This window comes from Faecalibacterium sp. Marseille-Q4896, from assembly GCF_017377615.1.
Lineage (GTDB): Bacteria > Bacillota > Clostridia > Oscillospirales > Ruminococcaceae > Faecalibacterium > Faecalibacterium taiwanense.
Genome location: NZ_JAFREG010000003.1, coordinates 91531 through 115990, shown reverse-complemented (window position 1 = coordinate 115990; position 24460 = coordinate 91531). Strand labels below are relative to the sequence as shown.

The 24460-nt window shown below is 45.5% G+C and carries 33 protein-coding genes and 1 pseudogene; 30 read left to right on the top strand and 4 right to left on the bottom strand.

Annotated elements, in window-relative coordinates:
• Positions 1-3: 3 nt before the first annotated feature.
• From rfbC to J3348_RS06745, 6 genes are all read left to right on the top strand, one after another.
• Positions 4-612, top strand: coding sequence for a dTDP-4-dehydrorhamnose 3,5-epimerase (gene rfbC, locus J3348_RS06770; RefSeq protein WP_207698616.1), 609 nt, complete (start codon positions 4-6; stop codon positions 610-612).
• Between the two features lie 81 nt (positions 613-693).
• A complete protein-coding gene (locus tag J3348_RS06765; protein ID WP_207698615.1) occupies positions 694-1596 on the top strand; it encodes a sugar phosphate nucleotidyltransferase in 903 nt (300 codons plus the stop codon).
• Positions 1597-1602: 6 nt separating this feature from the next.
• Positions 1603-2214 carry a VanZ family protein gene (locus J3348_RS06760; protein ID WP_207698614.1) on the top strand — a complete coding sequence of 204 codons (612 nt, stop codon included), beginning with the start codon at positions 1603-1605 and terminating at the stop codon, positions 2212-2214.
• A gap of 182 nt (positions 2215-2396) precedes the next feature.
• Positions 2397-3803, top strand: coding sequence for an RES family NAD+ phosphorylase (locus J3348_RS06755; protein WP_207698613.1), 1407 nt, complete (start codon positions 2397-2399; stop codon positions 3801-3803).
• A gap of 73 nt (positions 3804-3876) precedes the next feature.
• Positions 3877-4626, top strand: coding sequence for a phospholipase D-like domain-containing protein (locus J3348_RS06750; RefSeq protein WP_207698612.1), 750 nt, complete (start codon positions 3877-3879; stop codon positions 4624-4626).
• A 23-nt stretch (positions 4627-4649) separates the two neighbouring features.
• Positions 4650-5024 carry a DUF5945 family protein gene (locus tag J3348_RS06745; protein WP_347565369.1) on the top strand — a complete coding sequence of 125 codons (375 nt, stop codon included), beginning with the start codon at positions 4650-4652 and terminating at the stop codon, positions 5022-5024.
• 69 nt (positions 5025-5093) lie between these two features.
• On the opposite strand, the gene J3348_RS06740 is transcribed toward J3348_RS06745, so the two are convergent.
• Together J3348_RS06740 and J3348_RS06735 are read right to left on the bottom strand one after the other, a co-directional pair.
• Positions 5094-5645, bottom strand: a complete 552-nt coding sequence (locus J3348_RS06740; protein ID WP_207698610.1) for an ImmA/IrrE family metallo-endopeptidase — start codon at positions 5643-5645, stop codon at positions 5094-5096.
• A gap of 45 nt (positions 5646-5690) precedes the next feature.
• On the bottom strand, positions 5691-6092 hold the full coding sequence (locus tag J3348_RS06735; protein WP_207698609.1) for a helix-turn-helix transcriptional regulator: 402 nt from the start codon (positions 6090-6092) through the stop codon (positions 5691-5693).
• Between the two features lie 284 nt (positions 6093-6376).
• Here J3348_RS06735 and J3348_RS06730 point away from each other — a divergent pair, with 284 nt between their 5' ends.
• From J3348_RS06730 to J3348_RS14205, 7 genes are all read left to right on the top strand, one after another.
• Complete coding sequence (locus J3348_RS06730; RefSeq protein WP_097776605.1) at positions 6377-6583, top strand: hypothetical protein; 207 nt, start codon at positions 6377-6379, stop codon at positions 6581-6583.
• 408 nt (positions 6584-6991) lie between these two features.
• Entirely contained in the window at positions 6992-7117 is a 126-nt protein-coding gene (locus J3348_RS14375; RefSeq protein WP_278251696.1) for a hypothetical protein, read from the top strand.
• 301 nt (positions 7118-7418) lie between these two features.
• Positions 7419-8204 (top strand): toll/interleukin-1 receptor domain-containing protein, encoded by a 786-nt coding sequence (locus J3348_RS06725; RefSeq protein ID WP_207698608.1) that lies wholly within the window; start codon positions 7419-7421, stop codon positions 8202-8204.
• 2 nt (positions 8205-8206) lie between these two features.
• On the top strand, positions 8207-8629 hold the full coding sequence (locus tag J3348_RS06720) for a hypothetical protein (RefSeq protein ID WP_207698607.1): 423 nt from the start codon (positions 8207-8209) through the stop codon (positions 8627-8629).
• Between the two features lie 181 nt (positions 8630-8810).
• Positions 8811-9005, top strand: coding sequence for a hypothetical protein (locus J3348_RS14210; RefSeq protein ID WP_242702902.1), 195 nt, complete (start codon positions 8811-8813; stop codon positions 9003-9005).
• A 143-nt stretch (positions 9006-9148) separates the two neighbouring features.
• Positions 9149-9532, top strand: coding sequence for a VOC family protein (locus J3348_RS06710; protein ID WP_207698606.1), 384 nt, complete (start codon positions 9149-9151; stop codon positions 9530-9532).
• Position 9533: 1 nt separating this feature from the next.
• Complete coding sequence (locus tag J3348_RS14205) at positions 9534-10313, top strand: hypothetical protein (protein ID WP_242702901.1); 780 nt, start codon at positions 9534-9536, stop codon at positions 10311-10313.
• 131 nt (positions 10314-10444) lie between these two features.
• On the opposite strand, the gene J3348_RS06700 is transcribed toward J3348_RS14205, so the two are convergent.
• A complete protein-coding gene (locus tag J3348_RS06700; protein ID WP_207698605.1) occupies positions 10445-11272 on the bottom strand; it encodes an alpha/beta hydrolase in 828 nt (275 codons plus the stop codon).
• 305 nt (positions 11273-11577) lie between these two features.
• Here J3348_RS06700 and J3348_RS06695 point away from each other — a divergent pair.
• The 4 genes and pseudogenes from J3348_RS06695 to J3348_RS06680 form a co-directional block, all read left to right on the top strand.
• Positions 11578-11970 (top strand): annotated as a pseudogene (locus tag J3348_RS06695) (ATP-binding protein); the annotation flags it as partial.
• Between the two features lie 33 nt (positions 11971-12003).
• Positions 12004-12261 carry a DUF6870 family protein gene (locus tag J3348_RS06690; RefSeq protein WP_207698603.1) on the top strand — a complete coding sequence of 86 codons (258 nt, stop codon included), beginning with the start codon at positions 12004-12006 and terminating at the stop codon, positions 12259-12261.
• Positions 12262-12563: 302 nt separating this feature from the next.
• Positions 12564-14171, top strand: coding sequence for a recombinase family protein (locus J3348_RS06685; RefSeq protein ID WP_207698602.1), 1608 nt, complete (start codon positions 12564-12566; stop codon positions 14169-14171).
• A 16-nt stretch (positions 14172-14187) separates the two neighbouring features.
• Positions 14188-14649, top strand: a complete 462-nt coding sequence (locus J3348_RS06680) for a hypothetical protein (RefSeq protein WP_207698601.1) — start codon at positions 14188-14190, stop codon at positions 14647-14649.
• A 150-nt stretch (positions 14650-14799) separates the two neighbouring features.
• On the opposite strand, the gene J3348_RS06675 is transcribed toward J3348_RS06680, so the two are convergent.
• Positions 14800-15144 (bottom strand): helix-turn-helix transcriptional regulator, encoded by a 345-nt coding sequence (locus J3348_RS06675; protein ID WP_207698600.1) that lies wholly within the window; start codon positions 15142-15144, stop codon positions 14800-14802.
• A gap of 268 nt (positions 15145-15412) precedes the next feature.
• On the opposite strand from J3348_RS06675, the gene J3348_RS06670 reads away from it, so the two are divergent.
• The 13 genes from J3348_RS06670 to tpiA all read left to right on the top strand — a co-directional run bounded on the left by J3348_RS06670 (position 15413) and on the right by tpiA (position 24419).
• Positions 15413-16402, top strand: a complete 990-nt coding sequence (locus J3348_RS06670) for an AAA family ATPase (protein ID WP_207698599.1) — start codon at positions 15413-15415, stop codon at positions 16400-16402.
• On the top strand, positions 16386-16877 hold the full coding sequence (locus J3348_RS06665) for a hypothetical protein (RefSeq protein ID WP_207698598.1): 492 nt from the start codon (positions 16386-16388) through the stop codon (positions 16875-16877). Before J3348_RS06670 ends, J3348_RS06665 begins: the two co-directional genes overlap by 17 nt.
• Positions 16874-18697 carry a recombinase family protein gene (locus J3348_RS06660; protein WP_207698597.1) on the top strand — a complete coding sequence of 608 codons (1824 nt, stop codon included), beginning with the start codon at positions 16874-16876 and terminating at the stop codon, positions 18695-18697. The genes J3348_RS06665 and J3348_RS06660 overlap by 4 nt, the downstream gene beginning before the upstream one ends.
• A gap of 14 nt (positions 18698-18711) precedes the next feature.
• Positions 18712-19530, top strand: a complete 819-nt coding sequence (locus J3348_RS06655; RefSeq protein WP_207698596.1) for a hypothetical protein — start codon at positions 18712-18714, stop codon at positions 19528-19530.
• The gene (locus J3348_RS06650) at positions 19527-19916 is read left to right on the top strand and encodes a hypothetical protein (protein WP_207698595.1); all 390 of its coding nucleotides are present in this window, start codon (positions 19527-19529) and stop codon (positions 19914-19916) included. The genes J3348_RS06655 and J3348_RS06650 overlap by 4 nt, the downstream gene beginning before the upstream one ends.
• A 60-nt stretch (positions 19917-19976) precedes the next feature.
• A complete protein-coding gene (locus J3348_RS06645; RefSeq protein WP_207698594.1) occupies positions 19977-20291 on the top strand; it encodes a helix-turn-helix transcriptional regulator in 315 nt (104 codons plus the stop codon).
• A gap of 145 nt (positions 20292-20436) precedes the next feature.
• On the top strand, positions 20437-20847 hold the full coding sequence (locus J3348_RS06640; RefSeq protein ID WP_223474369.1) for a BrnT family toxin: 411 nt from the start codon (positions 20437-20439) through the stop codon (positions 20845-20847).
• A 7-nt stretch (positions 20848-20854) separates the two neighbouring features.
• Positions 20855-21028 (top strand): hypothetical protein, encoded by a 174-nt coding sequence (locus J3348_RS06635; protein WP_223385778.1) that lies wholly within the window; start codon positions 20855-20857, stop codon positions 21026-21028.
• 334 nt (positions 21029-21362) lie between these two features.
• Positions 21363-21587: a phage antirepressor KilAC domain-containing protein gene (locus tag J3348_RS14465; RefSeq protein ID WP_347565374.1), complete on the top strand. Its 225-nt coding sequence runs from the start codon at positions 21363-21365 to the stop codon at positions 21585-21587.
• Positions 21588-21591: 4 nt separating this feature from the next.
• A complete protein-coding gene (locus J3348_RS06630; RefSeq protein WP_207698593.1) occupies positions 21592-21777 on the top strand; it encodes a hypothetical protein in 186 nt (61 codons plus the stop codon).
• A gap of 41 nt (positions 21778-21818) precedes the next feature.
• Entirely contained in the window at positions 21819-22001 is a 183-nt protein-coding gene (locus J3348_RS06625; RefSeq protein WP_207698592.1) for a hypothetical protein, read from the top strand.
• A gap of 331 nt (positions 22002-22332) precedes the next feature.
• Complete coding sequence (locus J3348_RS06620; protein ID WP_005945608.1) at positions 22333-23541, top strand: phosphoglycerate kinase; 1209 nt, start codon at positions 22333-22335, stop codon at positions 23539-23541.
• A 107-nt stretch (positions 23542-23648) separates the two neighbouring features.
• The gene (gene tpiA / locus J3348_RS06615) at positions 23649-24419 is read left to right on the top strand and encodes a triose-phosphate isomerase (protein WP_005945612.1); all 771 of its coding nucleotides are present in this window, start codon (positions 23649-23651) and stop codon (positions 24417-24419) included.
• Positions 24420-24460 lie beyond the last annotated feature (41 nt).

The following is a 24460-nucleotide window of genomic DNA, read 5'->3' as shown; positions in this document are numbered from 1 at the left end:
AAGATGGGACAGATTAAAGTTGAGAAAAATGTAGGCGGCATCGAGGGCCTTTGTGTTATTGAGCCTGCTGTTCACGGTGATGCTCGTGGCTATTTCATGGAAACCTACAACGAAAAAGATATGAAGGAAGCTGGCATTGATATCCACTTTGTACAGGATAATCAGTCAATGTCCACGAAGGGCGTGCTGCGCGGTTTGCATTTCCAGAAGCAGTATCCGCAGTGCAAGCTGGTACGCGCTGTGCGCGGAACTGTGTTTGATGTCGCTGTTGATCTTAGAAGTGATTCTACGACCTACGGCAAATGGTATGGTGTTACCCTGTCGGCCGAGAACAAGAAGCAGTTTCTCATCCCGGAAGGTTTTGCGCATGGATTCCTGGTTCTGAGTAATGAAGCAGAGTTTTGCTACAAAGTCAACGACTTCTGGCATCCGAACGATGAGGGCGGCATGGCTTGGAACGATCCTGAAATCGGCATCGAGTGGCCGCAGCTGAAGGGCGAATACAAGGGAAGTGCAAGTGCAGAGGGCTACACTCTGGAAGATGGAACTGCGCTGAACTTGAGTGATAAAGACCAGAAGTGGCTGGGACTGAAGGATACCTTTAAATTTTAACAGGAATTGGTAAGAATAGCGCCATAAGTGTTACTAAAGGCATATCTACATAAAGCGGAAAGAACGCAGTAAGGAGAGAGTATGAAAACAACATTACTTATCATGGCCGCTGGTATCGGCAGCCGATTTGGAACAGGAATCAAGCAGTTGGAGCCGGTGGATGCTTCTAACCATATCATCATGGATTACTCAATCCACGATGCAATCGAAGCCGGGTTCAATCATGTAGTATTTATCATCCGCAAGGATATCGAGAAAGAGTTCAAAGAGGTCATCGGTGAGCGCATTGCCTCCATTTGCTCTTCTCATAATGTAACTGTTGACTATGCTTTCCAGGATATTAACGATATTCCGGGAACTTTGCCGGAAGGTCGTACAAAACCTTGGGGAACCGGTCAGGCTGTGCTTGCTGCAAAGAAAGTTCTTGATACACCGTTTATTGTGATCAATGCAGACGATTACTACGGCAAGGAGGGCTTTAAGGCTGTCCATGAGTATCTGGTGAATGGCGGAAAGTCCTGTATGGCTGGCTTCGTGCTGAAGAATACTCTGTCCGATAATGGTGGTGTAACCCGTGGTGTTTGCAAGATGGACGACCAGAACAATTTGACTGAGGTTGTGGAAACCAAGAATATTGTAAAAACTGCAACTGGGGCAGAAACAGACGGCGTAGCTGTTGATGTAAATTCTCTTGTTTCCATGAATATGTGGGGCTTGACACCGGAGTTTTTGGATGTGCTGGAAGATGGCTTTAAGGAGTTCTTTAAGAAAGAGGTCCCGGGTAATCCTCTGAAAGCAGAATATCTGATTCCCATCTTTATCGGTGAACTGCTGGAGCAGGGAAAGATGTCTGTAAAGGTTCTGAGAACCAATGACACTTGGTATGGTATGACCTATCATGAGGATGTCGCAGCTGTAAAGGACAGCTTCAAGAAGATGCTGGAAAACGGCGTGTACAAGGCTGACCTGTTCAGTGATCTGTAAACGACGATGAAAGAAACGATTGATTTACTCGGGAAGATTCTCACAAACATTCTGACGGCTCTCTACGAGCCGTTTGGATTCTCGCTCCTGATTTCCTTCCTGGCCTTGTTTTTCTACCTATATGCATATGAGCCTACACATGCTGGCAAGGGCTGGAAGGGCGCCATAGTGACTTGGTATCAGAAATTTAAAGAGAGTGCGTTTTTCCGGAAGTTGTTCCTATTGGTTTTCGTGACTTCGATGATCCTGTTTAGAACTCTGCTAAACCGTGATCTGTGGATGAATCCGTTGTCCAATGTCATGGGCGGATGGAGTATTTGGGAGACCGTGAACGGCGAGCAGAAGCTGACCACCGAGTGCATCGAGAACGTGATCATGATGGTGCCGTTTTCAGCAGTAGTGATGTGGACGTTCGAAGAAAAGGTGGGTCACGGTTGGAAGAAGAAACTGTGGCAAAGCAGTAAAATAGCATTTATCTTTTCTGTAAATATTGAGATGCTACAATTATTGCTTCGCTTGGGAACATTCCAGCTATCAGATATCCTCTATAACACAGTCGGCGGAGTAGTAGGTGGTTTGGTGTACTATGCGACGATAAAGGCAAGAAAGCGTCTGTAAAACTGGCTGAAATTGTGATATACTGGGAGCGGTAGCTCCCTACGCTGCTCGTAATAATCACACACCTCTTCGTGGTGAGCAGCAGGCAACGATCAAAGAATCAGGAATTCGGTAATCGGCGAAGATGTGAGAAAACTATAGAGAAAAAGGAAAAACCTTTGAAAATAAATAGAGGGATATGAATGACAAAAAAATCAGATGAGGATTCCATTCATCCTTCAGAAACAGCCTATGATAAAGCCATAAAAAGAATGGAAGAACGGGAAGCATGCATTCTGAGCACTCCAACAATGCAGGTGACGGCCAGTGTTGCAGAACAAATAAGAGTACAACAGGCACCGCTTATTCAAGCATTGCAACCATTGCAGGATGCCATGCAACCATATCATAATTTGATGGAGCAAAATAGTTTGGGGCTTGCCGCTGCAAACGCATCTTTATCTTCTGTGGCGCAAACATTAGTTCCAGATGATGCCATGAGTTCTATGACAGGAACATTGAATGCTGTAGCTACGGCTATGCAGCCCTATCGAGATATAAAGCCATTTAGCTCAGATGTTCTTGCTGCATTGGAGGCGGCAACAATAACACCTGAATTGCGAGAGTTTCGGACACAGTTTGAAGGTAATGTTCAAGCAATGGGCAGCGGATTGTCTGCCATTTCTGATTATATAGGTGGATTGACATCACAGTGGGATAATGCGCTTGCTTTAAATGATGTGCTAGAGCGTAGTATTGCAGCACAGAATTTTGCTGTAGTAAGGATGCTGCCAAATTATGCTGACTTGGAATTGCCGTTAGGCAGTAAAAAAGTATTAAAGTCTTTGACCAAAACGACTGCCAAAAAGCTGTTGCAGTCTGATAAAATTTGGTTTGATCCGAAAGAAAAGGACTTTTACCATAAAGACTCTCCAGACGTTAAGTTATCAGCGGATCAGATTACTGTGGTAGAAAGCTCACTGGAACTGTTTGAAGAATTTTCGCTTGATAGCTTAGTATCTTTTGAAAGTAAACTGGAACAGAATTATGCATTTGCGTTACAACATCCGGTAGGTGCCAGGATATTTGAAATGCTTAAGAACTGGAATCATTTCATCAGTTTTGAGGACATTACATATTACCATGCAAGGATATTAGGCGAACATCAGCGTCCATATTATGATTCTGAGATGATGAAAGCACCTACAAATGTTTCAGCACACGGTCGCTATAATGAGGTAGGAAGAAGTTGCTATTATATCGCCGAAGATAAGGAAGGTGCATTAAAGGAAATCTATAAGCACAGTGGAGGAACAAAACCTCGTGTGCAAGTAATCGGGCTCAAAGCTGTAAAACCTGTTAAATTATTGGATTTGTCAGGAGAAGCAAAGGAAACAAATCGTTTCATTGAGCATATGAGATTTACCGTAGAAAATGAAACGGGTAAAACAGTACATGAATATCTACTTCCTAATTATGTTGCATCATGTTGCAAGGAAATAGGAATTGATGGAATCAGATATAGAAGCACTGGGTATAACTGCTGTGTTCTTTGGAAGGATGACTATTTTGAATATGCAGAAGGCAGCAGAGAAGTAATACCAGAGTAAGAAGAATATATATATAAGCGAATATAGAAAGGAACCTTGATATTAAAAAATCTGAAGGATTGGAGGATAAGGTATGAATTCAGGTGCACTGAAACGAACATTAGTTGCAGATTTACAATATGACCCTAAGTTTTCGGATTGTAAAGAAAAATTGTTTCCGATAATTAGCAGAAGTACAATTAACTGTGTTCCACAATGGAAATTTGCAACAAGATCAAATCAACACTGGGAAAATGTTGAAATTCGAGTGCCAATTCCTTTGATGACTAAAGCAACAGAGCTAAAAGATAAAATCGATAGACTGGTATATTATGTTTACGAAGAAGATGATGAATACGCCATTCAAGATGTGGAACTCAGACCACAGATAATATATTCTGATATTGAGCCGGAAGTATCAAATGATGTTGAGTTCGATAGAATTCAGGATGTTTTAATACAAGGAATTAGAGATGCGAAGTATTTGATTTGGGTTGCTGTTGCATGGTTCTCTAATGAGGTTTTGTATCAGGAATTATTAAAGAAGAAGCAAAACGGTATACACATACGGATCATTATTTCAGATGAAGATTCAAATCAAAACCTATTGCAAGGATTAAAAGAAAACTTTGAATGTGTTGTTGTTCCACGTTCTGGTGTGTGGGGAACAAATCGTATGCATGATAAGTTCTGTATTGTGGACTTAGATTATATTATGCATGGATCTTATAATTGGACGAAGGCCGCTAATTATAATGGAGAAACATTGGTAACAACGGTTGACCGTGATTTGGTAAAAAAATTCGCAGATGAATTTTTGAAAATATATAATGAAAATAAATGAGATATTAGTTCAGTATCTCTACAGTGCTATACTTAAACCACAATAAAAGGAAAGAGGTTATCACAATGCCCAGAACGAAAGGCAGCAAAAACCGTCCTAAAACCAATATCACCAAAGACTACGCATCCCAGATCGTAGAGAAGCAGGAGACTATTGCATCTCTGAATACCGAGATTGCATCCATCCAGAAAGCGATTGAAGAGCAGAAGAACACACTGAAAGAAAAGAAGACTGCTCTGAAGAAGGCCGAAAAAGAAGTGGCCACTCTGGAAGCAAAGAAGGCAAAGGCAGATGCTAAGGCTGCAGAAGAAGCAAAGAAAGCAGAAGCGGAATCCGTTCTGAAGAAATTGCTTGCCGAGGGTATGAGTGCCGATGAAATCCTCGCTAAACTGAAATAACGGAAAAACCCGTAATGAACGTTTGCTGTGCCTGTTCATTACGGGTTTTAGGATTACAGGAATACGGATTCATCCGGCAGCATCAAATCGATAATATTCCGGCAGGTTGAGCTGCTTGATAAATGCATGGTGCTGGGTGTGGTAGTGCCGAAGATCATACCCCAGATGATGCAGTTCAAGAAGCTTTACCAACACCAGATTGATATGAATGCGTTTGGCATTGGCAATCTGAGCAGCATCCATCTTGCGTTTCGTCATCTGATAGACTTCCTCACTGTCCAGCATCAGGTGGGATGTGAAAGCGTTATGCTCATAAAGAAGGATGTGCTTATCCTTAATGGTCAGAAACTTGTTCAGAGTATGCAAGTCCATAAGAAGCTGATGCTCCAGATAATGTCCGAGCGCATAACCGCACACCATCTGCTTTGTCTGTTTGTCCAGCTGGCGATTGATAAGGATCAGTGGCTTATCAAAATAGAGTGAAAGCAAACCCAACATATCTTTAATACGAGATGTTTCACTGATGTCCAGACTGCAACTGCGCGCGATCTGTTTGATGTTGCGAGTTCCGGCATTTTTGACAAGTTCGTTGGCAGCTTGGTAAATAAATGCAGAATCCATAATGTTATCTCCTTCCGGGGATGGCATAGTGAATGGAACAGTGATTTACAGGTTCATTATTCGTTCCTTTTCTCGTTTTTGTTCTCGGTACTTAAAATAGGCTTTGTGCATTTCATACATAATGCCGTCCATATCCTGCGGGGTCAACTCTCCGCTGGCAAATAGCTCAGTAAGCTCAAATGCGAGATGCTGGGCTTCTGTTTTGCCCTTTTTTCCGTAGGCTTCGGCGGCACGTTCGATAAATAAAGACTGATCCGGCTGTAAATAGGTCAAAGGTACATGGAATATATCAGCCATCTTTTCGAGCATTTCAACACTGCGAGGATAACGGCCATCACGTTCCCATCCGATGATCGTTCGTTTGTTGATACCCAGGCATTGCGCCAATTCGTCTTGTGTTAAAGAATGTTTCTTTCGTAGATCGCGAACCTTCTCCCCAAATTTCATGTTTACAACCTTTCTATGGAGCAGTTATCGTGCTGTAACAATGTGCAATGGAATTTGTAAATATTCAATCAGTAAGATGCAATAAATTTTCACATTTTCCTCTTGACACAGCGATATGACTTGCTTATAATATATGCTATATTCTATCATCTTTTGGATTATTATACCGTAAAAATTGTGAATATGCAAGCCGAAAAAGGTGAAAAAAGAGCGGAAGTTCAAAAGGTGAAATTGAATAGAAGAAAAAAAGAAACTTAAACCAACACAAAGGAGGCCGTGAGAAGATGAGCAACGGAGAACATGAAATCCGCACCCCAAAGGGGCTGCGGATCGGAAATCGCAGTGTCGTTGATGGAAAGAATATGCTTCAGATCAAGCGTGGTGGCTGTGAAGATTATATTTCTGCTGAATCTCTGGTGGAGTGCATTCACGGCCTTCCCGTGAAGAGTATCGAATTTTTTACAGCAGAGAACCAACGGAAAGAAGCCTGAAGCAGAGTGCTTCATCGACACTGAAAGCGCAGAGGTGGAATCTTAGGCGGCACCTAGTTAGCCGACCAGCTCCATCAGATGTTCTTTTGGGTCTACAATATAATATCTGTTTGTTTAGAGCGATACCGTAGCAATATGTGATATTGGCCGGAACAGAATGAACGAATGCAGCGCAGAAGTGCGCCTGCAAGTAGTTCATCCTGTTCCGGCCTTTTTTGTTTTTCAAAAAAATTTTTAAAACTGTATTCCAAAATGCCCCTGCGGATTCCTATTAGTATAGGGACTTCCCAAAAGTAGAAAGCAGCAAGAGGAATCTTAGATTCCCGTTTAAAAAAACGGGTGAATCTGAGACGATTTTTGCTGCTTTTTTCAGTTCACCCGGAGCCGAACGGCAGAAAGGTGGACAAAATGCTTACATTGAAAAAGGTCAAGGAACTGGTAGAAGCACCTGTACATACCAAGCGCGTACCTTCTCCGAAGGCGCTTTTGGAAGAAGGTCTGATTCTGAAGCGTAAGGAATTTGATAAGCATTGAGATGTTGCGCAGTTATTAATGCGGCTAGGAACGTTCCAGCTATCAGACATTTTCTATAACACGGTCGGCGGAATGATCGGCGGATTGATGTATTATGCGGTGATGAAGGCAAGAAAACGTCTGTAAAAAGGGTTGAAATTGTGATATACTGGGAACGGTAGCTCCCTACGCTACTCGTAATAATCACACACCTCTTCGTGGTGAGCAGCAGGCAACGGTCTTACAATCGGCGAAGATGTGATGTGAAATACGTTAAAATCGTTTTTTAAAATGCAAGCGAGATAGAGGAGGTGCTTACAATATGTTTGCGACTTTTAAGATAGCTTTACCAGATATGAATGAAACGATTTGGAAACAATACTATGAAAAGGGATTGGCAGTATACAGTACGCACAAACAAAAAATAAAGGAGTCCTTGGATAAATATCTTTCAGTCGATGGAGAACTGAAGGCATCGGAAATCGAAAAAGATTGGTTTCCATCCTTTAAAGCAGATGTGTTTTTATCCCATTCACATAAAGACGAAAAGGATGTTATTGCATTCGCAGGATTATTAAGTGATATTGGTTTGAAGGTTTTTATTGACTCTTGTGTTTGGGGGTATTCAGACGATCTTCTAAGGCAAATTGATAATGAATATTGCGTATCAAAAACAAACCCAGATGGTTCGATTGACTCTTATAATTATCAAAAAAGAAATCAGTCTACAGCTCATGTTCACATGATGTTAAACGGTGCATTAATGAAGATGATGGACAGTACAGAGTGCTTGATTTTTCTTGACACACCGAATTCTTTAAAAGCAAAAGATGTGTCTAATGGTACAACTAATTCAGGATGGATATATAGTGAATTATTGATGTCAAAACTTCTACGGAGGTTAGATCCGATTAGAAAGAGCATGAATTTTGCTTTAAACGAATCGGTAAGACATGATGGACTTTCTGTAGAGTATGATGCAGATATTACACATTTGATAATTATATCGCTAAATGATATTATTCATGCAACGAGAGACGGTAAGTATTTAGGCAAGGGTGTTTTAGATTATCTTTATTTTGACAAGGGACTTTGTAAGGAAAATTAATTATGCCAGAAAAGAAAATTAAGCATCTTGAGATGATTGAAGTCATTATTGAAAGAATGGCTAAAAATTCATTCCAGTTAAAAGGATGGTCGATGACATTGATTGCCCTTGTTGGGGCGATTTCAGCACAAGGGTCGGATAAAAGGTTTATTTTGCTTGCATTTATTCCGATTTTTGGATTTTGGGCATTAGATTCTTTTTATTTGCAACAGGAACGAAAATATAAACAATTGTATAAAAACGTTGCAAAAAAGGACGAGGCTCAGATAGATTTTAGCTTGGATACAAGAAAAGCAACTGGAACGACAGAAGAAATGAAACGGCTTTGTATATGTAGTTGTTTCTTCTCAATAACAGAATTGTGCTTTTATCCAATAATTGCTGTGGCACTTATTATCCTAGTGATTGTGCTTAAGGTATTTTAACATTCGAAAGATAGAGAAATGAAGTCTACATATTATGCCCAGAACCAAAGGAAGCAAGAATCGCGTCAAGACCGACTTTGATGCACAGATTGCAAAGCTGCAGAAGGACAAAGCTCTCTTAGAAGAGGGTGTAGCCAAGACGGTCGCTTAGATCGAGGAGTTAAAGACAGACATTAAGTCTATGCGTGAATCGCTGAAGTCGCAGAGAGCTGAGGTCAAGCAGGTCGAAAAGGAAATCACCAAGCTTGAAGTGAAGAAGGCAAAGGCAGATGCTAAAGCCGCTGAAGAAGCTAAGAAGACCGAAGCAGAGAGTATGGTTAAGAGATTATTAGCCAGCGGCATGAGTGCGGATGAGATTCTGGAAAAGCTGAAATAAACAAGAACCCCTAGACCTGAAGAAGAAAATAAATGCCGTGTGGACAAACTGAACTCCAGGAGTTCACACGGTATTTTTTGAAAGTTAATGTATAGTTTATAACGGAAATAAAACGGAAATAAAAGAAATGGAGCGTAAGCAAAATGAATTTATCAAAAATACACCACATTGCAATCATCGTATCTGACTACGAAGCTGCAAAGAATTTTTATGTGAACAAGCTGGGCTTCTCTGTCATCAGAGAAAACTACCGCCCGGAACGCGAGGATTGGAAGCTGGATCTGCGTGTCAATGAGCACACAGAACTGGAGATTTTCGCTGAGAAAAACCCGCCGATGCGTGTGAACCGTCCGGAAGCATGTGGGCTGCGGCATCTTGCTTTCTGTGTAGAGAGTGTAGAGCAGACGGTGATGGAACTGACAGAAGTTGGGATTGAATGTGAGCCAATCCGCGTGGATGATTACACCGGCAAGAAGATGATTTTCTTCCACGACCCGGATGGACTGCCGCTGGAGCTGCATGAGTAAAATGAAGAAAACAAGAAAACCAGGCGGTGGCCGGAAGAAGCTGAAACCGGAGTATGATGCTGGGAAGAATCTGAAAGAGCAGATGAAAAGTGCTGTGGCATATTATGATTCTGAGATGTCCTTGCAGGCCATCGGAGATGAGTTGGGATTAAATCCCATCAAGGTACGGAAACTGCTCATCACGGCCGGTGTGTATGAATCGGAAGTGGCGCAGAAGGTACAGGATACTTTTGAAGAATATAGAGAAATACAAGACTACAAAACGTCCATACTCTCAACCGCAAATGCGCTTCAACTCTCCAAAGCCTCCGTTACTTCGTACCTACCATATCAGAAAGGCGTGTATTTCCCAAGTACTGCATCAAAAGAGAAAATCAGTGTAGGAGCAGAGCGGCAGCGGAGATACAGAGCGATGAAGCGGTGGAGGGCTGATCCGACAGAAGAAAACTTCTGGGGTGTGGTCTTGGCCTATACTGGAGTAAAATTTAAGACCTACTCCGGGTTGCCATTCTCTTACGAAATTAAAAAGGGCAGGAACGGCGAGTACACAAAAGAACTGTGGATCGATCGCAGAGAGAATAGTAAAAGCCTGGCGTGGAGTTCCGTGCGGCTAGCTCTGGGCCATATTAAAAAGGTAGGAGAAGTAGTTGAACGACCGAAAGCACTGGGCGATATCCGGGGTGTGACCTATATATACGGAATGTTCTATCGGTTCGGACTGATCAACGTGCCGGATGAAGCAAAAGAAAAGATGAAGAAAGCATTCGACAAATCGTTCTGACACGGATGCCGCAGAGGGGGCGGGAAAGAAGCATCACCCAATGTTTGAGTCACTGCGTGAACTCCTGGAGATTATACAAAAATTATACAAAAAAGCGCCTGCGGAATGAACCACAGGCGGCTGAAATCACATTATAGCTTATTCAAAAAGTCTTCCAGAACACGGTTCCACTTTTCGGGGTACTCATAGAACATCAGGTGACCGCCCATGACGTAGGTGTCGTAACCGGGAAGCTGTGCTTCGACAAAGGGCTTTGCAATGTCCTGCCAGTGTTCTGCAATGAACATCAGGCTGGGCATCGTTGCACCGACATCTTTTGCGATTTCAAGATAGTTGGAGAACACAGCGTCGCAGAACAGCTGACGGCAGATCCAGTATGGTGTGCGGCCGGAAATATCCAGCAGATACTCCAGCTCATCAGGCTCCATCTTATGCTGGATCATGACGCCAGTCGCATACTCGCTAAAGAACTCACGGCATCCCTGAGAAGAGGTCAGCACCTGCGTGGCGACCTGAGACAGCTCTTCAATCGTGCCCTCAGTCCACCACTTCGGGTCAGGGGAGAGCGGGAGCGGAGACATATCGATAGTCACAACGCCGCGCAGCTTGTCTTTGCCGAACTGCTGCACGTAGCTCCATGTGTCAAGGTTGCCCGTGCTCCAGCCAATCAGGACAATATCTTTGAGACCCAATGCATCAATCAGACCAGCTACATCGCGACCGTGGGTCAGGTAGTCGTTGCCATCCACGGTTTTGGCAGAAAAGCCTTGGCCGCGAGGATCGATAGCAATGACACGATATTCAGAGGAGAAATACTCCAGTTGGTTCTTGAAAATCTCACCAGAGAAGGTCAGGCCGGGAATGAAGACCAACGGTTTACCTTCGCCTTTTTCCAAGATATGTAACTCCACACCGGGGGCTACAGTGACATACTTGCTTTCAATACGATCTTTTGCCATGAGAAAACCTCCCAACAAAATCTATAAATCGAATTGGCTTGTCTGAATTATATATCTGAAAAAAGAGAAACGCAATAGCTTGATAGAAACTGCACTGCTGTAATCTGCAAAAATTTTCAGTGCATGAATATCAGTGACAGTTACACAATGTTAAAATAGCAATATGTCCACGATGAGCAGGCGCAACACCTGTCTGCCGCAGTATTTTTACTTTATAAGACATCTCTATGGATGACGGTAAGGTTCGATTTTGAACTTTGCCGTTTTTCTTTTTGTCCAAATTTGTAAAATTTTCAAAACTGTATGCCCTGATGGAACAGGAAGTGGCCGTCTGCATGACGAATTTTGCCCGAATCATGAATGAACTGAATAACGCCTTTTCCGGGCGGAATGAAGTCGTGGACAGGCTCTGCGGCTATCCGTTGCTTGTCATTGACGATTTCGGCATGGAGCGGGGCACGGAATATGCGCTGGAGCAGATTTACAACATTATCGACAGCCGTTACCGCAGCAGGAAACCACTGATTGTTACCACGAACCTGACCCTGACGGAGTTGAAAAACCCGCAGGATACCGCTCACGCCCGTATCTATGACCGTCTGCTGGAACTGTGTACCCCGATTGCCTGCACAGGCCCCAGCATGAGAAAGGATATAGGACAGGCAAAATTGAACTTGCTGAAAACACTTCTGGCTTGAATGGGAGGAACGCGATTGCAAGAAAACGGCAGAATGAATTGGCTGGCGCAGATCCGCCAGATGAAGAATCGGGACATCCGCACGATTGAACAGTCTGAACTGCAGGAACTGCAGCAGGATGCAGTGGAACACGGATTGCCACAAGAGGAAAGGCTGAAAAATCTGCTGGATAAGGTCCGAAATCCTTATTGCTATCTGGACAACGGAATCATTGTGAAGCTGAACTTTGCACCGAGAGGGAGCAGTACACTGTCTGAGCGCATTGGCAGATGCTTTCAGTCTGCCGGCTGAAAAGGCAGAGAAACTTTCGGCAAGCTGCTGAAAAATCACACAGAAAATTTCGCACTTTAATGCGATAAAGCACTGGACAAAGGATGATGATTCTGGTAAGCTGTTTGTGGGTAAGAAAATAGGAATGTGCAAACTGAGCAGAACTTGCTCGGTAGGATTGTTCTACATAGAAAATGTGGAGCCTTTCGCTTCTCTGACGAACAGTATTGCCGATTCGTTAAGGAGGTGGAAGGCTTTTGTTATACCCTGATATGAATTTGCAGAAGAGAACACAGCAAAATACAACCCGATACCGTACAGCCTTGTACTTACGCTTGTCTCGTGAGGATGGCGATAAGACAGAGAGCGACAGTATTGCAAACCAGCGCACACTACTGGAAGCCTATGCCATAGACCACCCGGAACTGTGCATCGTGGATGAGTTTGTGGACGATGGTTACTCCGGCTCGAACTTTGAACGGCCTGCGTTCCAAAACCTGTTCAGGGAACTGGAGCAGGGGACCATCAACTGTGTTCTGGTGAAAGATCTGTCCCGCTTTGGACGAAATTACATTGAAGTGGGGCGTTATTTGGAACGTATTTTCCCGGTCATGCGGGTCCGGCTGATTGCAGTGACGGATAATTATGACAGCCAATCTGCGTGGAAGACCAGCGATTCCATCATGGTTCCGATGCGGAATCTGCTCAACGATGCCTACTGTCGGGATATTTCCGTCAAAATCAAGAGTCAGCTTGCGGTAAAGCGGAAGCGCGGCGATTTTGTGGGAAGTTTTGCAGCGTATGGATACCAAAAGGACCCTGCCAATTATACCAAGCTGATCGTGGACGAACTGGCAGCGGAAACAGTGCAAGATATTTTCCGCTGGAAGATCAGTGGCATGAATAATCAGAGCATCGCAGACCGATTGAATGCGAAAAAGGTGCCGTCCCCGGCTGCACGAAAGTTGCAGAGCGGTGCAAAGCTGAGCCTGCATTTCCGCAAGAGCGATGAGCCTCCATGGTCCGCCAAAGCAGTGGACCGCATTCTGCACAACGAGGTCTATATTGGAAAACTGGTGCAGGGAAAGACAAGGAGACTGGACTATCGCTCCAAAAAGAAAATGAACGTGCCGATGAGGGACTGGGTAATCGTGGACAACACCCATGAAGCAATCATTCCGGCAGAGCAGTTTGAACTGGTGCGGCGGATTCTGGAAACAGAAACTCGCAGGCCGAACGATGCCGAAACGGTGGCCCTGTTTGCAGGCTTTCTCTACTGTGGGGACTGCGGCAGTCGGCTGGTACGCAGGTCGGCCAGCTATAAAGGAAAGCGGTACATCTATTATCAGTGCTCCGGCAGCAAACAGAACAAAGGCAGTTGCACGAGCCATAATCTGCGGGATGAAAAGCTCTATAACATTGTGCGGAATGCGCTCCAGATGCAGATCCAGATCGTGATGGAGGAAGCAGAGTTTGTAGAAGGCATCCGGCAGGCCCAGCAGGAACCCTACCGTGTGCGGCGCATCGAACGGCAGATTCGGCAGCTGACTGCAGAAAAGGCCCATACACAGGGCATTAAGGAAAAATTGTATGGGGATTACGCAGAGGAAATCCTCACACGGGAGGATTTTTTGAACTACAACGAACTGTACAGCAAGCGGATCGAAGAGTATGACCGCAAAATCACAGAACTGGAAGCAGAACGGCAAAACCTACAGACTACTCCAAACGCTTATCCGTTTCTGGATGTGTACCGTAAGTATCGAAAATTGGAAGAAATCACCCGCCCGATGATTGTCGAATTGATTGAGAAAATCGAAGTGTATGAGGGCAATCGGGTGGAAATTACGTTCCGATTCCAGGATGAAATTGCAGACCTGCTGGAAGAACTGCATCAAAAGCAGATGGGGCAGCGTGAAGTGTCTGCTTAAAAGGAGGCTGTGACTTATGGCAAGAGTGAGCAAGAAAGTAAGTGCGGCGCAGCGTGAAGCAGAGAACGCACAACACCGTATTTGCTTTTCCGCACTGGAACGGCAGGAAGAAAAGCTGAGTGCAGAAAAGGCAGAGATCGTAAAACAGCGCGTTGCACTGTATGAGCAATACGCCGACGGGAATATGAGTAAGGAAGAGTTCATCCGGCAGAGAGATGCCTACAGAGTGCAGGAAGATGATAAAATGGAGCAGATTCAAAGGCTGCGTACCGAGAAAGACCAAATTTTCCTGCCAGTAAGGAAAGATGCTGATAATTTGCAGACTGTCGTAAGCGCGGCAGAAGAAGCAGGCGATGTGATGCACTTATCACAGAATGTGGTGGAAACCTTTATTGACCGCATTGAGGTTTTCAACGATGAACGCGTGAAAATTCGCTTTACATTTGAGGATGCATTGAACAGTTATGAGGAAAAGTAAGTGCAGCGATTTCCTGATTTAAGGTAAATACATTGTTCCGGCAATAAAAGCGAAGCTCGCATAAACCACAGACAGCACCCAAGATGATTCGAGGGTGCGTCTGCGGCTTATGCGGGCCTTTTTATTTTGTGATTTTAATACGGATGGATGTTAAATTCCAAGGCTGACAAGAGTGGCCTTTAACTCCTTCGCCGTGCGGATAATGATTTCCTGCTCAGTTCCGTTGCAGTCCAATAACAGACGATGCAATTCGGTGTTGGAAGTTGAAACGGAATAGTGAAGACTGTCTATCAACAAATCATCAATGGAAATGCAGAGGGCGTCGGCAATATCGACCAGAGTGGCAACGCTGGGGTGTTCTGTGCCTTTTTCAATTTTGGCCAGAAATTCACGACTGCGATTGATTTTGGAGGCTAAGGCTTCCTGGGTGATATTACCACACTGCATTCTGAAATAACCAATACGTTTTCCCAAAGCAACATAATTGACGGACATAAGTAAATCTTCCTTTCGAATGCCCGCATAAGAGTACTTTTATTATCTGGCCTATGGAAAAACGAATCAAGAAGAACGAAAAGAGCAGCCAACATAGAAGTCAGAATTTTCGTTTTTCACCTCTAGCGGAGATGGCTTCTGAGGCAAAAATGTGAACCAGTAGTTCACATTTTAGGGTACAAGTGAACTGCTGGTTCACAGAAAAATATATCTGACAAGCGTATAATAAAAGCGTGAAACCAAACTACAAAAAAGTGAGGAAAACGAAATGGAAAGGCTGCTGACACTGTATAGCGAAGTTCAGTCAACGGATGTACGGTGGCTGTGGTATCCCTTTATTGCAATCGGGAAAATCACACTGCTGCAGGGTGATCCCGGCGATGGAAAGTCTAGCATGATGATGAATCTGATTGCGGAACTTTCAACAGGAGGTAAGACCCCGGATGGCTGTAAGATCGGTGCGCCGCAAAAGGTGATTTATCAGTGCTCCGAGGATGGCGTTTCAGACACGATAAAGCCCCGTCTGGAACGCTGCGGAGCAGATTGCGGGAAGATCGCTTTCATCAATGAAGAAGTCTATAACGGCCTTACATTGGACGATGAGCGCATCCGTCAGGCAATCATTGAATTCCGGCCGCGCTTGGTCGTGATCGACCCAATTCAGGCCTATCTTGGCAGTGATTCAGATTTGCAGATCGCAGGCAGGGCACGGAAACTTATGCGCCGCCTTGGAATGTGGGCTGCTGGCTACGACTGCGCTATTGTTCTGATTGGGCACCTCAATAAAAAAGAAGGCTCCAAAGGGCTGTACCGCAGCCTTGGCAGCATTGATGTTGTGGCAGCAGCACGAAGCGTCCTGCAGGTGGAGCGAGATACAGAGAACCCTGATATAAGAATCGTACATCAAATCAAAAACAGTCTTGCGTCTACGGCAGAAGACATCCGTTTCTCTATTTCTGCCGAAAGTGGTTTTCAGTGGCTTGAATGTAGGCCACAGCTCTTTGAGAAACAACAGCCGGACACCGAACCTGAATTTGATACCGAGCAACAGAAAGCTGTCTACTGGATTAAGCATTTCCTTGAAAAAGGCGATATGAGCGCAAATGAAATGTATTGTCGCTTAGATAATGAAGGTGTCAGCAAACGAGTAGCGCGGATGGTAAAAACAGAAATGGGAATCCACTGCTACCAGAAAAAGCGGAAATGGTATTGGAGCGTTCAGCCGGAAGAAGGTGCTATGAATGGATCGCAAGTATAAGGTTGGCGGCTATGTGAAACTTGCAAAACTGTGGGAACGCGCTAAGGATGCAGCAGTAGCCTATCACAGTTCCTACTATGCTGAAAAGTTTAAAACTGATAGCGATAAAAAGCTGGTTGGTGTCTATATTGACATCACAGGGAATAAGGAAATTTATAAACGCCCGGAAATGGTGCATCTGCTCAAAGATTGCAAAAAGGGTGCCGTCAATCTGATTTTTTCACAGACAAGGGCCTATCTTGCAGCGAATACCTGTGATTTCTGTTTTCTGCTGAAATATCTGTTTGATTTGCCGATGCGGGTGGACATTGTTACAGATGATGACGACCAGAGAATTGACACGATTCTTGATGTTGAGAATCAGCGTCAGAACTTGAAAGAATTGGCCGAAAAATACACATCAATCCGAAGGAAAGATTATCTTGAGTGGAGAATTCGACTGGAAGATGAAATGACAAAGGCTGAAGAAAAATGAACGTAGAACATATCCCAGCAGAAGATGTGGACATGCTGCCGTGTGGAGCAGACTGGCAGAGTAGGCATTTGGAGTCCGAAAAGAGAAAAGCTGAAATTCGAGACAGAATCCATAAGCAGGCAGAACAGGGCCAGAAAACGGCAAAAGACTACTTTCGTCCGGCGAAACCGACACCGTCGATTTACGACAGTGACCTGAAGCGTGTAGCGGTTTATGCCCGTGTCAGCACCTCTAGCGAAGAACAGATTTCTTCCATTGAAAACCAGACTCTATATTACACCAAAAAGATTGCAGAAACGGAAAACTGGAATTTGCAGGACATTTACAGCGATGAAGGAAAATCCGGCACATCGCTGCGGAAACGTGATGCGTTTAAACGCATGATGCGAGATGCCAAAGACCAGAAGATGGATTTGATTATCTGTGCCAGCATTTCACGTTTTGCTCGGAATTTTTCAGATTGCATGACGCAGATCGCGGCCCTGAAAACCATGCACCTGGCACATCCCATTGGCGTGTACTTTGAAACTGAAAACATCTACACGCTGAATCCAAGCAGTCAATACAGTCTTGACATTCAGGCTCTTTTGGCAGACTGGGAATCGGGCAACAAGAGCCGCCGGATGATCCTTTCGTATGATCAGCGCATTATGACAGGTCAGTACCCGGTGGCTGACCTGATGGGGTATCGGCATACTAAGGATGGCCAGTTGGTGATCGAGCCGGAAGAAGCAAAGACGGTGCGGTTTATCTTTCTGGCATTTATTCAAGGGTATAACTACGATCAGATTGCAATGATCCTGACGCAGAAAAAGCGCAGCACCCTGCGCGGCAGGCAGGAGTGGAACGGTGTGATGGTAGCAAACATCATGAAAAATGAACGCCGCTGGGGTGATCTGGAAGCCCGGAAGAGCATCGTGGTGGACTACAAGCTGGGCAAGGTCACAAAGAATAATGGGAATCGCTGCTCTGCCTATGTCCCGGAACATCACGAAGCGATTGTTTCGCCGGAGATTGCACGGGCTGCACATCTTGTGGCATCCAGCAGCAAAAAGTGCGGTGTGCAGGATATTGTGGTAATCCGACAGGGAGCATTGAAAGGCTTTGTGGGTATCCATCCGAACTGGAACGGTATCAATGCCGAAAGCAACCGCAGCCTTTGCCTGAGCACCTATCTGCCGGAAGAGGTGGCGAAACTGAACAAGATGGCAGAAATGCGGTCTGGAAAGAAGTTGGATATGGCATTGCCATCTGATTATTTGACTGTATCTGGCATATGTTTTATCAATCAAAGCAGCCCGGTTATGACGATTTCTAAAAATGGAATCCGTTTCAGCAAGGCTTGCCACACCCGGCTGGACAACTGCGAATATGTGGAACTGTTCTATCATCCGATTCTGCAGGTCGTGATTTTACGAAAGAGCGATCAGGGCTCTTCAACGGCGATGCACTGGCAAGATGACAATGACGTTCATAGTGCCTTTTCAGCCAGAGCGTTTTCTGGCCTGATTCTTCAAACGTTGAACTGGAAAATGAATTGCCGTTACCAGTGCCGTGGTATCTGCCGGGGTCAGGGAAATGCAAAATTTCTGATTTTTGAATTAGATGAGTCCCGGATTTTGACTGGGAAAAATCAGTATGAACAAGAAAATTGTTCGATGAATCTGAAATGCCGGTTATATCGGAGTAAATGGGTTCAGAGCATTACAGTTAGTGATGTGATGGAATCTGGCCAAGTCGTAGAAAATCCCATGATTGGTGCAATTCCAAGCAGAAATGAAGTTCAACGTGAACTGGATGATCTTTTGATGTCGATGTAGGAGGAACTTATAGAATGGAAGAAAAAAGCAGGGCGCAGGAACTGAGCGTTCGGGAAATCTCCTTGATTCGTGAACTTGCACAGATACGGAAAGAACATAAAAGAGAACTGGAGTACGAAAAGTTCGATGGCTATGAACTTCCGCCGCGCACCCAGTTTTCCATGCTGAATAAACCTGCAGTGAGCATAAAATATGGTGTTATGAAATTTAATATGGCGTGCATTCGGCTTTTTGAAGGAATCAAGTATGTCCTTCCGATTTTGCACCCCAATAAGAAGCGGCTTGCGTTGATTATGTGCCCGGAAGAGGACAGCGCGTCTGTTGAATGGGCACGACAGAACGACGAAAATTGGGTGAATAAGGATATTACATCATTGGAATTTGTGGAAAATATCTTCAGGCTCATGAACTGGAATCGGGAATGCCGTTATAAAGTGCTTGGACGGGTGGCTAATTCAGATCAGGGTCTTTGTATGTTGTTTGATTTGGAAGAAGCAATCATGTTCACCCCGAAGCCACAGGAATATACGGATCCGCTTACTGGTGAAATGAAGAAAAAGCAGATGAAATTCTTCCCGGATGCCTATAAGAACCGTATCGGAAAATCTTATAATGACTATATTGCAGATCATCAGATGAACATGTTTGAGGACTTCATTGGGTATCAGAGTTCTACTGTATTGGATGAGCCCGAACGGGAAGCAGGCACTACTTCAATACCGATTCCGCAACGTGAAGAATCTGAAAATATACCTTCGCCAGATTTACCGGAACAGCTTGAAAACGTACAACAATCAGGCAATGAGATTGCTGAGAGAGGAATGCAGACATGAATTCGGGACGAATTATGAATTTGCTGGTGACAATTCCGGCTGAAAGTCGGAGAATGAACGTGGGAAAAGATGTTATTCGTGTTCTTGGAAGTCCAGCCTATATCTGCGTTTTGCAGAGGAAAGATCGGAAGGCTATTGCAATCACGCCGTGTGCTGCGGAGCATCCCATGTCCTTTAAGGTCCCGGGTAGGCTACTGACCGATGGGCAGTGTCGGATGATGATTAACGGAATACAGTTCATTCAGGTATTGCTGGAAGCAAATGGTCTGGCGGCAGGAAAAGACCATCAGTTTAAAGGACGGTATGATGCCGAGAAAAATGCAGTTATCATTTCGCTTGAAAAAGATGAACAAAGTGCCCTCTTGCCTCAAAAGTGTACAACTTGACATCACGTCCATTTGGTCGTATAATACGTCCAAATGGACGTGATAAAGGGAGCTAATACTATGAGTGCCGGAATTTTAGATGGCTTTCAAACGATAATTCCAACGGCAGCGGCTGTCTTATCGGAAAAACGACAAATATTAAGGCTGACGCAACAAGAGGTTGCTGATCGCGCAAAAATAACATTACGTCAATATCAAAGGCTGGAATCTGGGGAAAGAAATATTTTGACTTCTTCTTTTGGCTTGGCGTGTCGAGTAATTGAAGCTCTTGATATGGATGTTTCTAAATTCTATCATGGTGACTATTACCTTGAAGAAGAAGTGAAGACAACGAGAGGCAAAGGGATTGCCAGTAGAAAAAAGTCATCGATTTAAAGGACAGCATGATGCCAAGAAAGAGCAATATGGACAAATCTATGTTGAAAAGTTTACATCTGCCAGCTTGATATGCAAGGCGTTTTATGGTAAGATGAAAGCATAATAGGGAGATTATGAAGCTCGGAGAGAGGCGGTGAGGCCGATGGAAGATAACAGGATGGTTAGTTTCTCACTGGGAGGAATGGCCTTTGAATACGATGATAATAAAAATCAGATAAATATTAAAAAACACGGAATTTCATTTAAGAGTGCAGCGCGTATCTTCTTTGACTATGACCGAATCGAGTTCTATGATGAGGATCATAGCTATGACGAAGATCGATATAACACCATAGGCGATACTTCTGCTGGACGGATTTCTCAAAAAGCAGAGGGTGCATTGATTGGCAATATAGACCAGTTCATCGGAAAGGTGAATGAAATACTATTTGTTGTATATACTGAACGAGTAAGAATTGAAGAAAGCGGTACAAAAACAGATGTGACAAGATTGATTTCGGCACGAATGGCTACCGAATTTGAAAGGGGGCTTTATTATGGTAAAAACGAGTGAAATGTCTATGGAACTGAAACAGGAACTTGCATTTACAAAAGAAGAACTCGCAGAACTGGAAGCGGCAAAGAAAATGCCAATCACGTTTGATGCGGATTGCCCTGAAACCACACCTGAGCGGGCGGTTAAATTTAGAAGAGTTAATCCGCCGCGTAACAGAATGGATGCCCATGGAGCATAATCATAATCAAGAAAAGAACGTATAGAGCGCAAGTAAGCCCTACAAGGCTCAGATCGGTTCGGAACCGACTGAAACCCTTGTAGGGCTTATTTTTTTGTAAATTTTTTGTTCCTTGCTTGACAACCGCATAGGGTCAACCAAGAAAAACTACGATAACTAAAGGGTTTTGACAGCTTGAGTTGTCCTTCAAAAGTTTATTTGTTGAAAAGACTGCAAGAAGCGGGAAATCCTGGGGGTTATATGTAGGAGGCTTTTGGAAGCTCTGTTTTGACCCACAAAAAGGAGCAGCAAATAAAGATTGAAGGAGAGTTCAAGCCTACGGTGGATTGCCTTTGTGCGACCCGCCGTAGGCTTATTGCTGTTTTATAAAGAGAAAAGTGAGGAGAATGTAAAGCATCAAGACAAGGGATATACTGCAAACCTTGGTTTCCGGCTCCATCGGAGTGATGGCAGTGCAGTGGAAAAGCTGCATACGGCATGGACGCACAAAGGCAGGAAGTTCCTATACCATGAACTGAAACGGCGTGGGATTCTTCCGATGGCAGAACAGGAGAGTTGAACCTATGAACTTTACGAATAGCTCGTTTGAACGTATGATGCGCCAGCGTCCGGGAACGGACAGTGACCATCCCTGCATTTCCTGCCGATACCGTAGGGAGTGCGGTTACATGATGCACCAGTGCAGAAAGAAATTCCGCTCGGTCTTTGGCGATAAGGCTCCTCCGGTATCAGGCACAGTCAGTGTCTGATGCCTTTGGAATAAAATCATTGGTCGGAAAGGAGGGCGCAGGTGCAGGATGAAGTAAACGAAAAAACGATGGCACTGTGCATCAAAGGCGGAAAAATCTCGGCACAGATTCTGAAAGCAGCACTGACAAAGCTGCTGGCAGAGATTGAGAAGCAGAAACAGCAGTCGAAGAAGATGGGAGGACAGAACCGATGTAAGAGAGGAAAGCAGAGCATAATCCTCTGAAAGCAGAATATTTTCAGGAAGTATAAGGCGAGCGGCTATGCTGGTGTGGAAGCAATTTTTGAGCGGGATCAGCGGAACCAGAAGTTCATATGGGGAATGTATGACCGCATTTGCGGAATGTTCTGCCGGAAAACACGGTAAGGCTGCGGCTTTCGGTCAAAATACACACATTTCCGTGCATCAGCGGCAAATGTTTGTTAAACTATTATCTATCTTGCTACCTTGCAATGTGCACGGTTTTTGTTTATAATAGTAGAGTAACGGGGCAAGATCCCCCGAATGCGAGCGAAACTCTAGTTCAGAAATTAAAACTTGAGAGGAGTTTATTACCATGGGTTTAGGTAAGAAGACGATCGACGATCAGAACTACTGCGGCAAGAAGGTGCTTGTCCGTTGCGATTTCAACGTCCCGATGAAGGACGGCGTGATCACCAACGAGAACCGCATCAATGCAGCTCTGCCCACCATCCAGAAGCTGGTCAACGATGGCGCAAAGGTCATCCTGTGCAGCCATCTGGGCAAGCCCAAGAACGGCCCCGAGGCAAAGTTCAGCCTGGCACCCGTTGCTGTGGCTCTGAGCGCAAAGCTGGGCAAGACCGTTGTGTTTGCTGACGACGACAACGTTGTGGGCGAGAACGCAAAGGCTGCTGTTGCTGCCATGAACAACGGCGATGTCGTTCTGCTGCAGAACACCCGTTTCCGCAAGGAAGAGACCAAGAACATGCCTGAGTTCAGCGAAGAGCTGGCTTCTCTGGCTGATGCATATGTTGACGATGCATTCGGCAGCTGCCACCGTGCACACTGCTCCACTGCAGGTGTCACCGACTTCATCAAGGATACCGCTGTCGGCTACCTGATGGAGAAGGAAATCAAGTATCTGGGCAACGCTGTGAACGATCCCGTTCGTCCCTTCACTGCTATTCTGGGCGGCGCAAAGGTCGCAGACAAGCTGAATGTTATCTCCAACCTGCTGGAGAAGGTCGATACCCTGATCATCGGCGGCGGCATGGCTTACACCTTCGTCAAGGCTCAGGGCTACGAGGTCGGCAAGAGCCTGTGCGACGATTCCAAGCTGGATTACTGCAAGGAGATGATGGCCAAGGCTCAGGAGAAGGGCGTGAAGCTGCTGCTGCCCGTTGATGCTGTCTGCATCAAGGACTTCCCCGATCCCATCGACGCTCCGGTTGAGACCACTGTTGTTCCCGTCACCGCGATCCCGGCTGACATGGAAGGCTGCGACATCGGCCCCGAGACCATGAAGCTGTTTGCCGATGCTGTCAAGGCATCCAAGACCGTTGTGTGGAACGGCCCCATGGGCGTGTTCGAGAACCCCACTCTGGCAGCTGGCACTCTGGCAGTTGCCAAGGCTATGGCTGAGAGCGATGCTACCACCGTGATCGGCGGCGGCGACAGCGCAGCAGCTGTGCAGCAGATGGGTCTGGGCGACAAGATGACCCACATCTCCACCGGCGGCGGCGCTTCTCTGGAGTATCTGGAGGGCAAGGAGCTGCCCGGCATCGCAGTCATTCAAAACGCATAATCTGATCCCGGCATCATAATGGGTGCGGCGGCTTTAGCGCCGCCGCATCTTTTTGTTTGTGCAGAGCTTTCTGCACGATAGAAGGTAAATAAAGGAGATAGAGTATCATGGATAAGGCAAAGCGTAAGGCTATCATTGCAGGCAACTGGAAGATGAACAAGACTGCCTCCGAGGCTGCTGTTCTGGTGGATGAGCTGGTCCCCGCCGTGCAGGACGCAGGCTGCGAGGTGGTTATCTGCACCCCGTATACCGATCTGGTCACCGCTGTGGAAAAGACCAAGGGCACCAACATCCATGTGGGTGCTGAGAATGTTCACTTCGAGAAGTCCGGCGCTTTCACCGGCGAGATCAGCGCTGACATGCTGGTAGATCTGGGCGTGGAGTATGTCATTGTGGGCCACTCTGAGCGCCGCCAGTACTTCGCCGAGACCGACCAGACCGTGAACAAGCGCGCTCTGGCTGCTCTGAACGCCGGTCTGAAGGTCATCATCTGCGTGGGCGAGAGCCTGCAGCAGCGCGAAGAGGGCGTGACCGAAGAGCTGGTGCGTATGCAGACCAAGATCGCTCTGCGTGATGTGACCGCTGAGCAGATGGCAAATGTCGTGATCGCTTACGAGCCCATCTGGGCCATCGGCACCGGCAAGACCGCTACCGCCGATCAGGCTGAGGAAGTCTGCGGCCAGATCCGCAAGGTCATCGGCGAGGTGTACGGTGAGGCAGTTGCCGAGGCTACCACTGTCCAGTACGGCGGCAGCATGAACGCCAAGAACTGCGAAGAGCTGCTGAGCAAGAAGGACGTGGACGGCGGCCTGATCGGCGGCGCATCCCTGAAGGCTCCTGACTTTGCAGTCATCGTCAACGCAGCCACCAAGGGCTGATCGACGGTTTAAATCAGCTGTTTCAGCGCCCGGCTGCGCCG

Excerpts from the sequence above, each read along its gene's own strand:
- rfbC (WP_207698616.1), top strand. The coding sequence starts at position 4 with ATGGGACAGATTAAAGTTGAGAAAAATGTAGGCGGCATCGAGGGCCTT.
- J3348_RS06765 (WP_207698615.1), top strand. The coding sequence starts at position 694 with ATGAAAACAACATTACTTATCATGGCCGCTGGTATCGGCAGCCGATTT.
- J3348_RS06760 (WP_207698614.1), top strand. The coding sequence starts at position 1,603 with ATGAAAGAAACGATTGATTTACTCGGGAAGATTCTCACAAACATTCTG.
- J3348_RS06755 (WP_207698613.1), top strand. The coding sequence starts at position 2,397 with ATGACAAAAAAATCAGATGAGGATTCCATTCATCCTTCAGAAACAGCC.
- J3348_RS06750 (WP_207698612.1), top strand. The coding sequence starts at position 3,877 with ATGAATTCAGGTGCACTGAAACGAACATTAGTTGCAGATTTACAATAT.
- J3348_RS06740 (WP_207698610.1), bottom strand. The coding sequence starts at position 5,645 with ATGGATTCTGCATTTATTTACCAAGCTGCCAACGAACTTGTCAAAAAT.
- J3348_RS06735 (WP_207698609.1), bottom strand. The coding sequence starts at position 6,092 with ATGAAATTTGGGGAGAAGGTTCGCGATCTACGAAAGAAACATTCTTTA.
- J3348_RS06730 (WP_097776605.1), top strand. The coding sequence starts at position 6,377 with ATGAGCAACGGAGAACATGAAATCCGCACCCCAAAGGGGCTGCGGATC.
- J3348_RS14375 (WP_278251696.1), top strand. The coding sequence starts at position 6,992 with ATGCTTACATTGAAAAAGGTCAAGGAACTGGTAGAAGCACCTGTACAT.
- J3348_RS06725 (WP_207698608.1), top strand. The coding sequence starts at position 7,419 with ATGTTTGCGACTTTTAAGATAGCTTTACCAGATATGAATGAAACGATT.
- J3348_RS06720 (WP_207698607.1), top strand. The coding sequence starts at position 8,207 with ATGCCAGAAAAGAAAATTAAGCATCTTGAGATGATTGAAGTCATTATT.
- J3348_RS14210 (WP_242702902.1), top strand. The coding sequence starts at position 8,811 with ATGCGTGAATCGCTGAAGTCGCAGAGAGCTGAGGTCAAGCAGGTCGAA.
- J3348_RS06710 (WP_207698606.1), top strand. The coding sequence starts at position 9,149 with ATGAATTTATCAAAAATACACCACATTGCAATCATCGTATCTGACTAC.
- J3348_RS14205 (WP_242702901.1), top strand. The coding sequence starts at position 9,534 with ATGAAGAAAACAAGAAAACCAGGCGGTGGCCGGAAGAAGCTGAAACCG.
- J3348_RS06700 (WP_207698605.1), bottom strand. The coding sequence starts at position 11,272 with ATGGCAAAAGATCGTATTGAAAGCAAGTATGTCACTGTAGCCCCCGGT.
- J3348_RS06690 (WP_207698603.1), top strand. The coding sequence starts at position 12,004 with ATGAATTGGCTGGCGCAGATCCGCCAGATGAAGAATCGGGACATCCGC.
- J3348_RS06680 (WP_207698601.1), top strand. The coding sequence starts at position 14,188 with ATGGCAAGAGTGAGCAAGAAAGTAAGTGCGGCGCAGCGTGAAGCAGAG.
- J3348_RS06675 (WP_207698600.1), bottom strand. The coding sequence starts at position 15,144 with ATGTCCGTCAATTATGTTGCTTTGGGAAAACGTATTGGTTATTTCAGA.
- J3348_RS06670 (WP_207698599.1), top strand. The coding sequence starts at position 15,413 with ATGGAAAGGCTGCTGACACTGTATAGCGAAGTTCAGTCAACGGATGTA.
- J3348_RS06665 (WP_207698598.1), top strand. The coding sequence starts at position 16,386 with ATGGATCGCAAGTATAAGGTTGGCGGCTATGTGAAACTTGCAAAACTG.
- J3348_RS06660 (WP_207698597.1), top strand. The coding sequence starts at position 16,874 with ATGAACGTAGAACATATCCCAGCAGAAGATGTGGACATGCTGCCGTGT.
- J3348_RS06655 (WP_207698596.1), top strand. The coding sequence starts at position 18,712 with ATGGAAGAAAAAAGCAGGGCGCAGGAACTGAGCGTTCGGGAAATCTCC.
- J3348_RS06650 (WP_207698595.1), top strand. The coding sequence starts at position 19,527 with ATGAATTCGGGACGAATTATGAATTTGCTGGTGACAATTCCGGCTGAA.
- J3348_RS06645 (WP_207698594.1), top strand. The coding sequence starts at position 19,977 with ATGAGTGCCGGAATTTTAGATGGCTTTCAAACGATAATTCCAACGGCA.
- J3348_RS06640 (WP_223474369.1), top strand. The coding sequence starts at position 20,437 with ATGGAAGATAACAGGATGGTTAGTTTCTCACTGGGAGGAATGGCCTTT.
- J3348_RS06635 (WP_223385778.1), top strand. The coding sequence starts at position 20,855 with ATGGAACTGAAACAGGAACTTGCATTTACAAAAGAAGAACTCGCAGAA.
- J3348_RS06630 (WP_207698593.1), top strand. The coding sequence starts at position 21,592 with ATGAACTTTACGAATAGCTCGTTTGAACGTATGATGCGCCAGCGTCCG.
- J3348_RS06620 (WP_005945608.1), top strand. The coding sequence starts at position 22,333 with ATGGGTTTAGGTAAGAAGACGATCGACGATCAGAACTACTGCGGCAAG.
- tpiA (WP_005945612.1), top strand. The coding sequence starts at position 23,649 with ATGGATAAGGCAAAGCGTAAGGCTATCATTGCAGGCAACTGGAAGATG.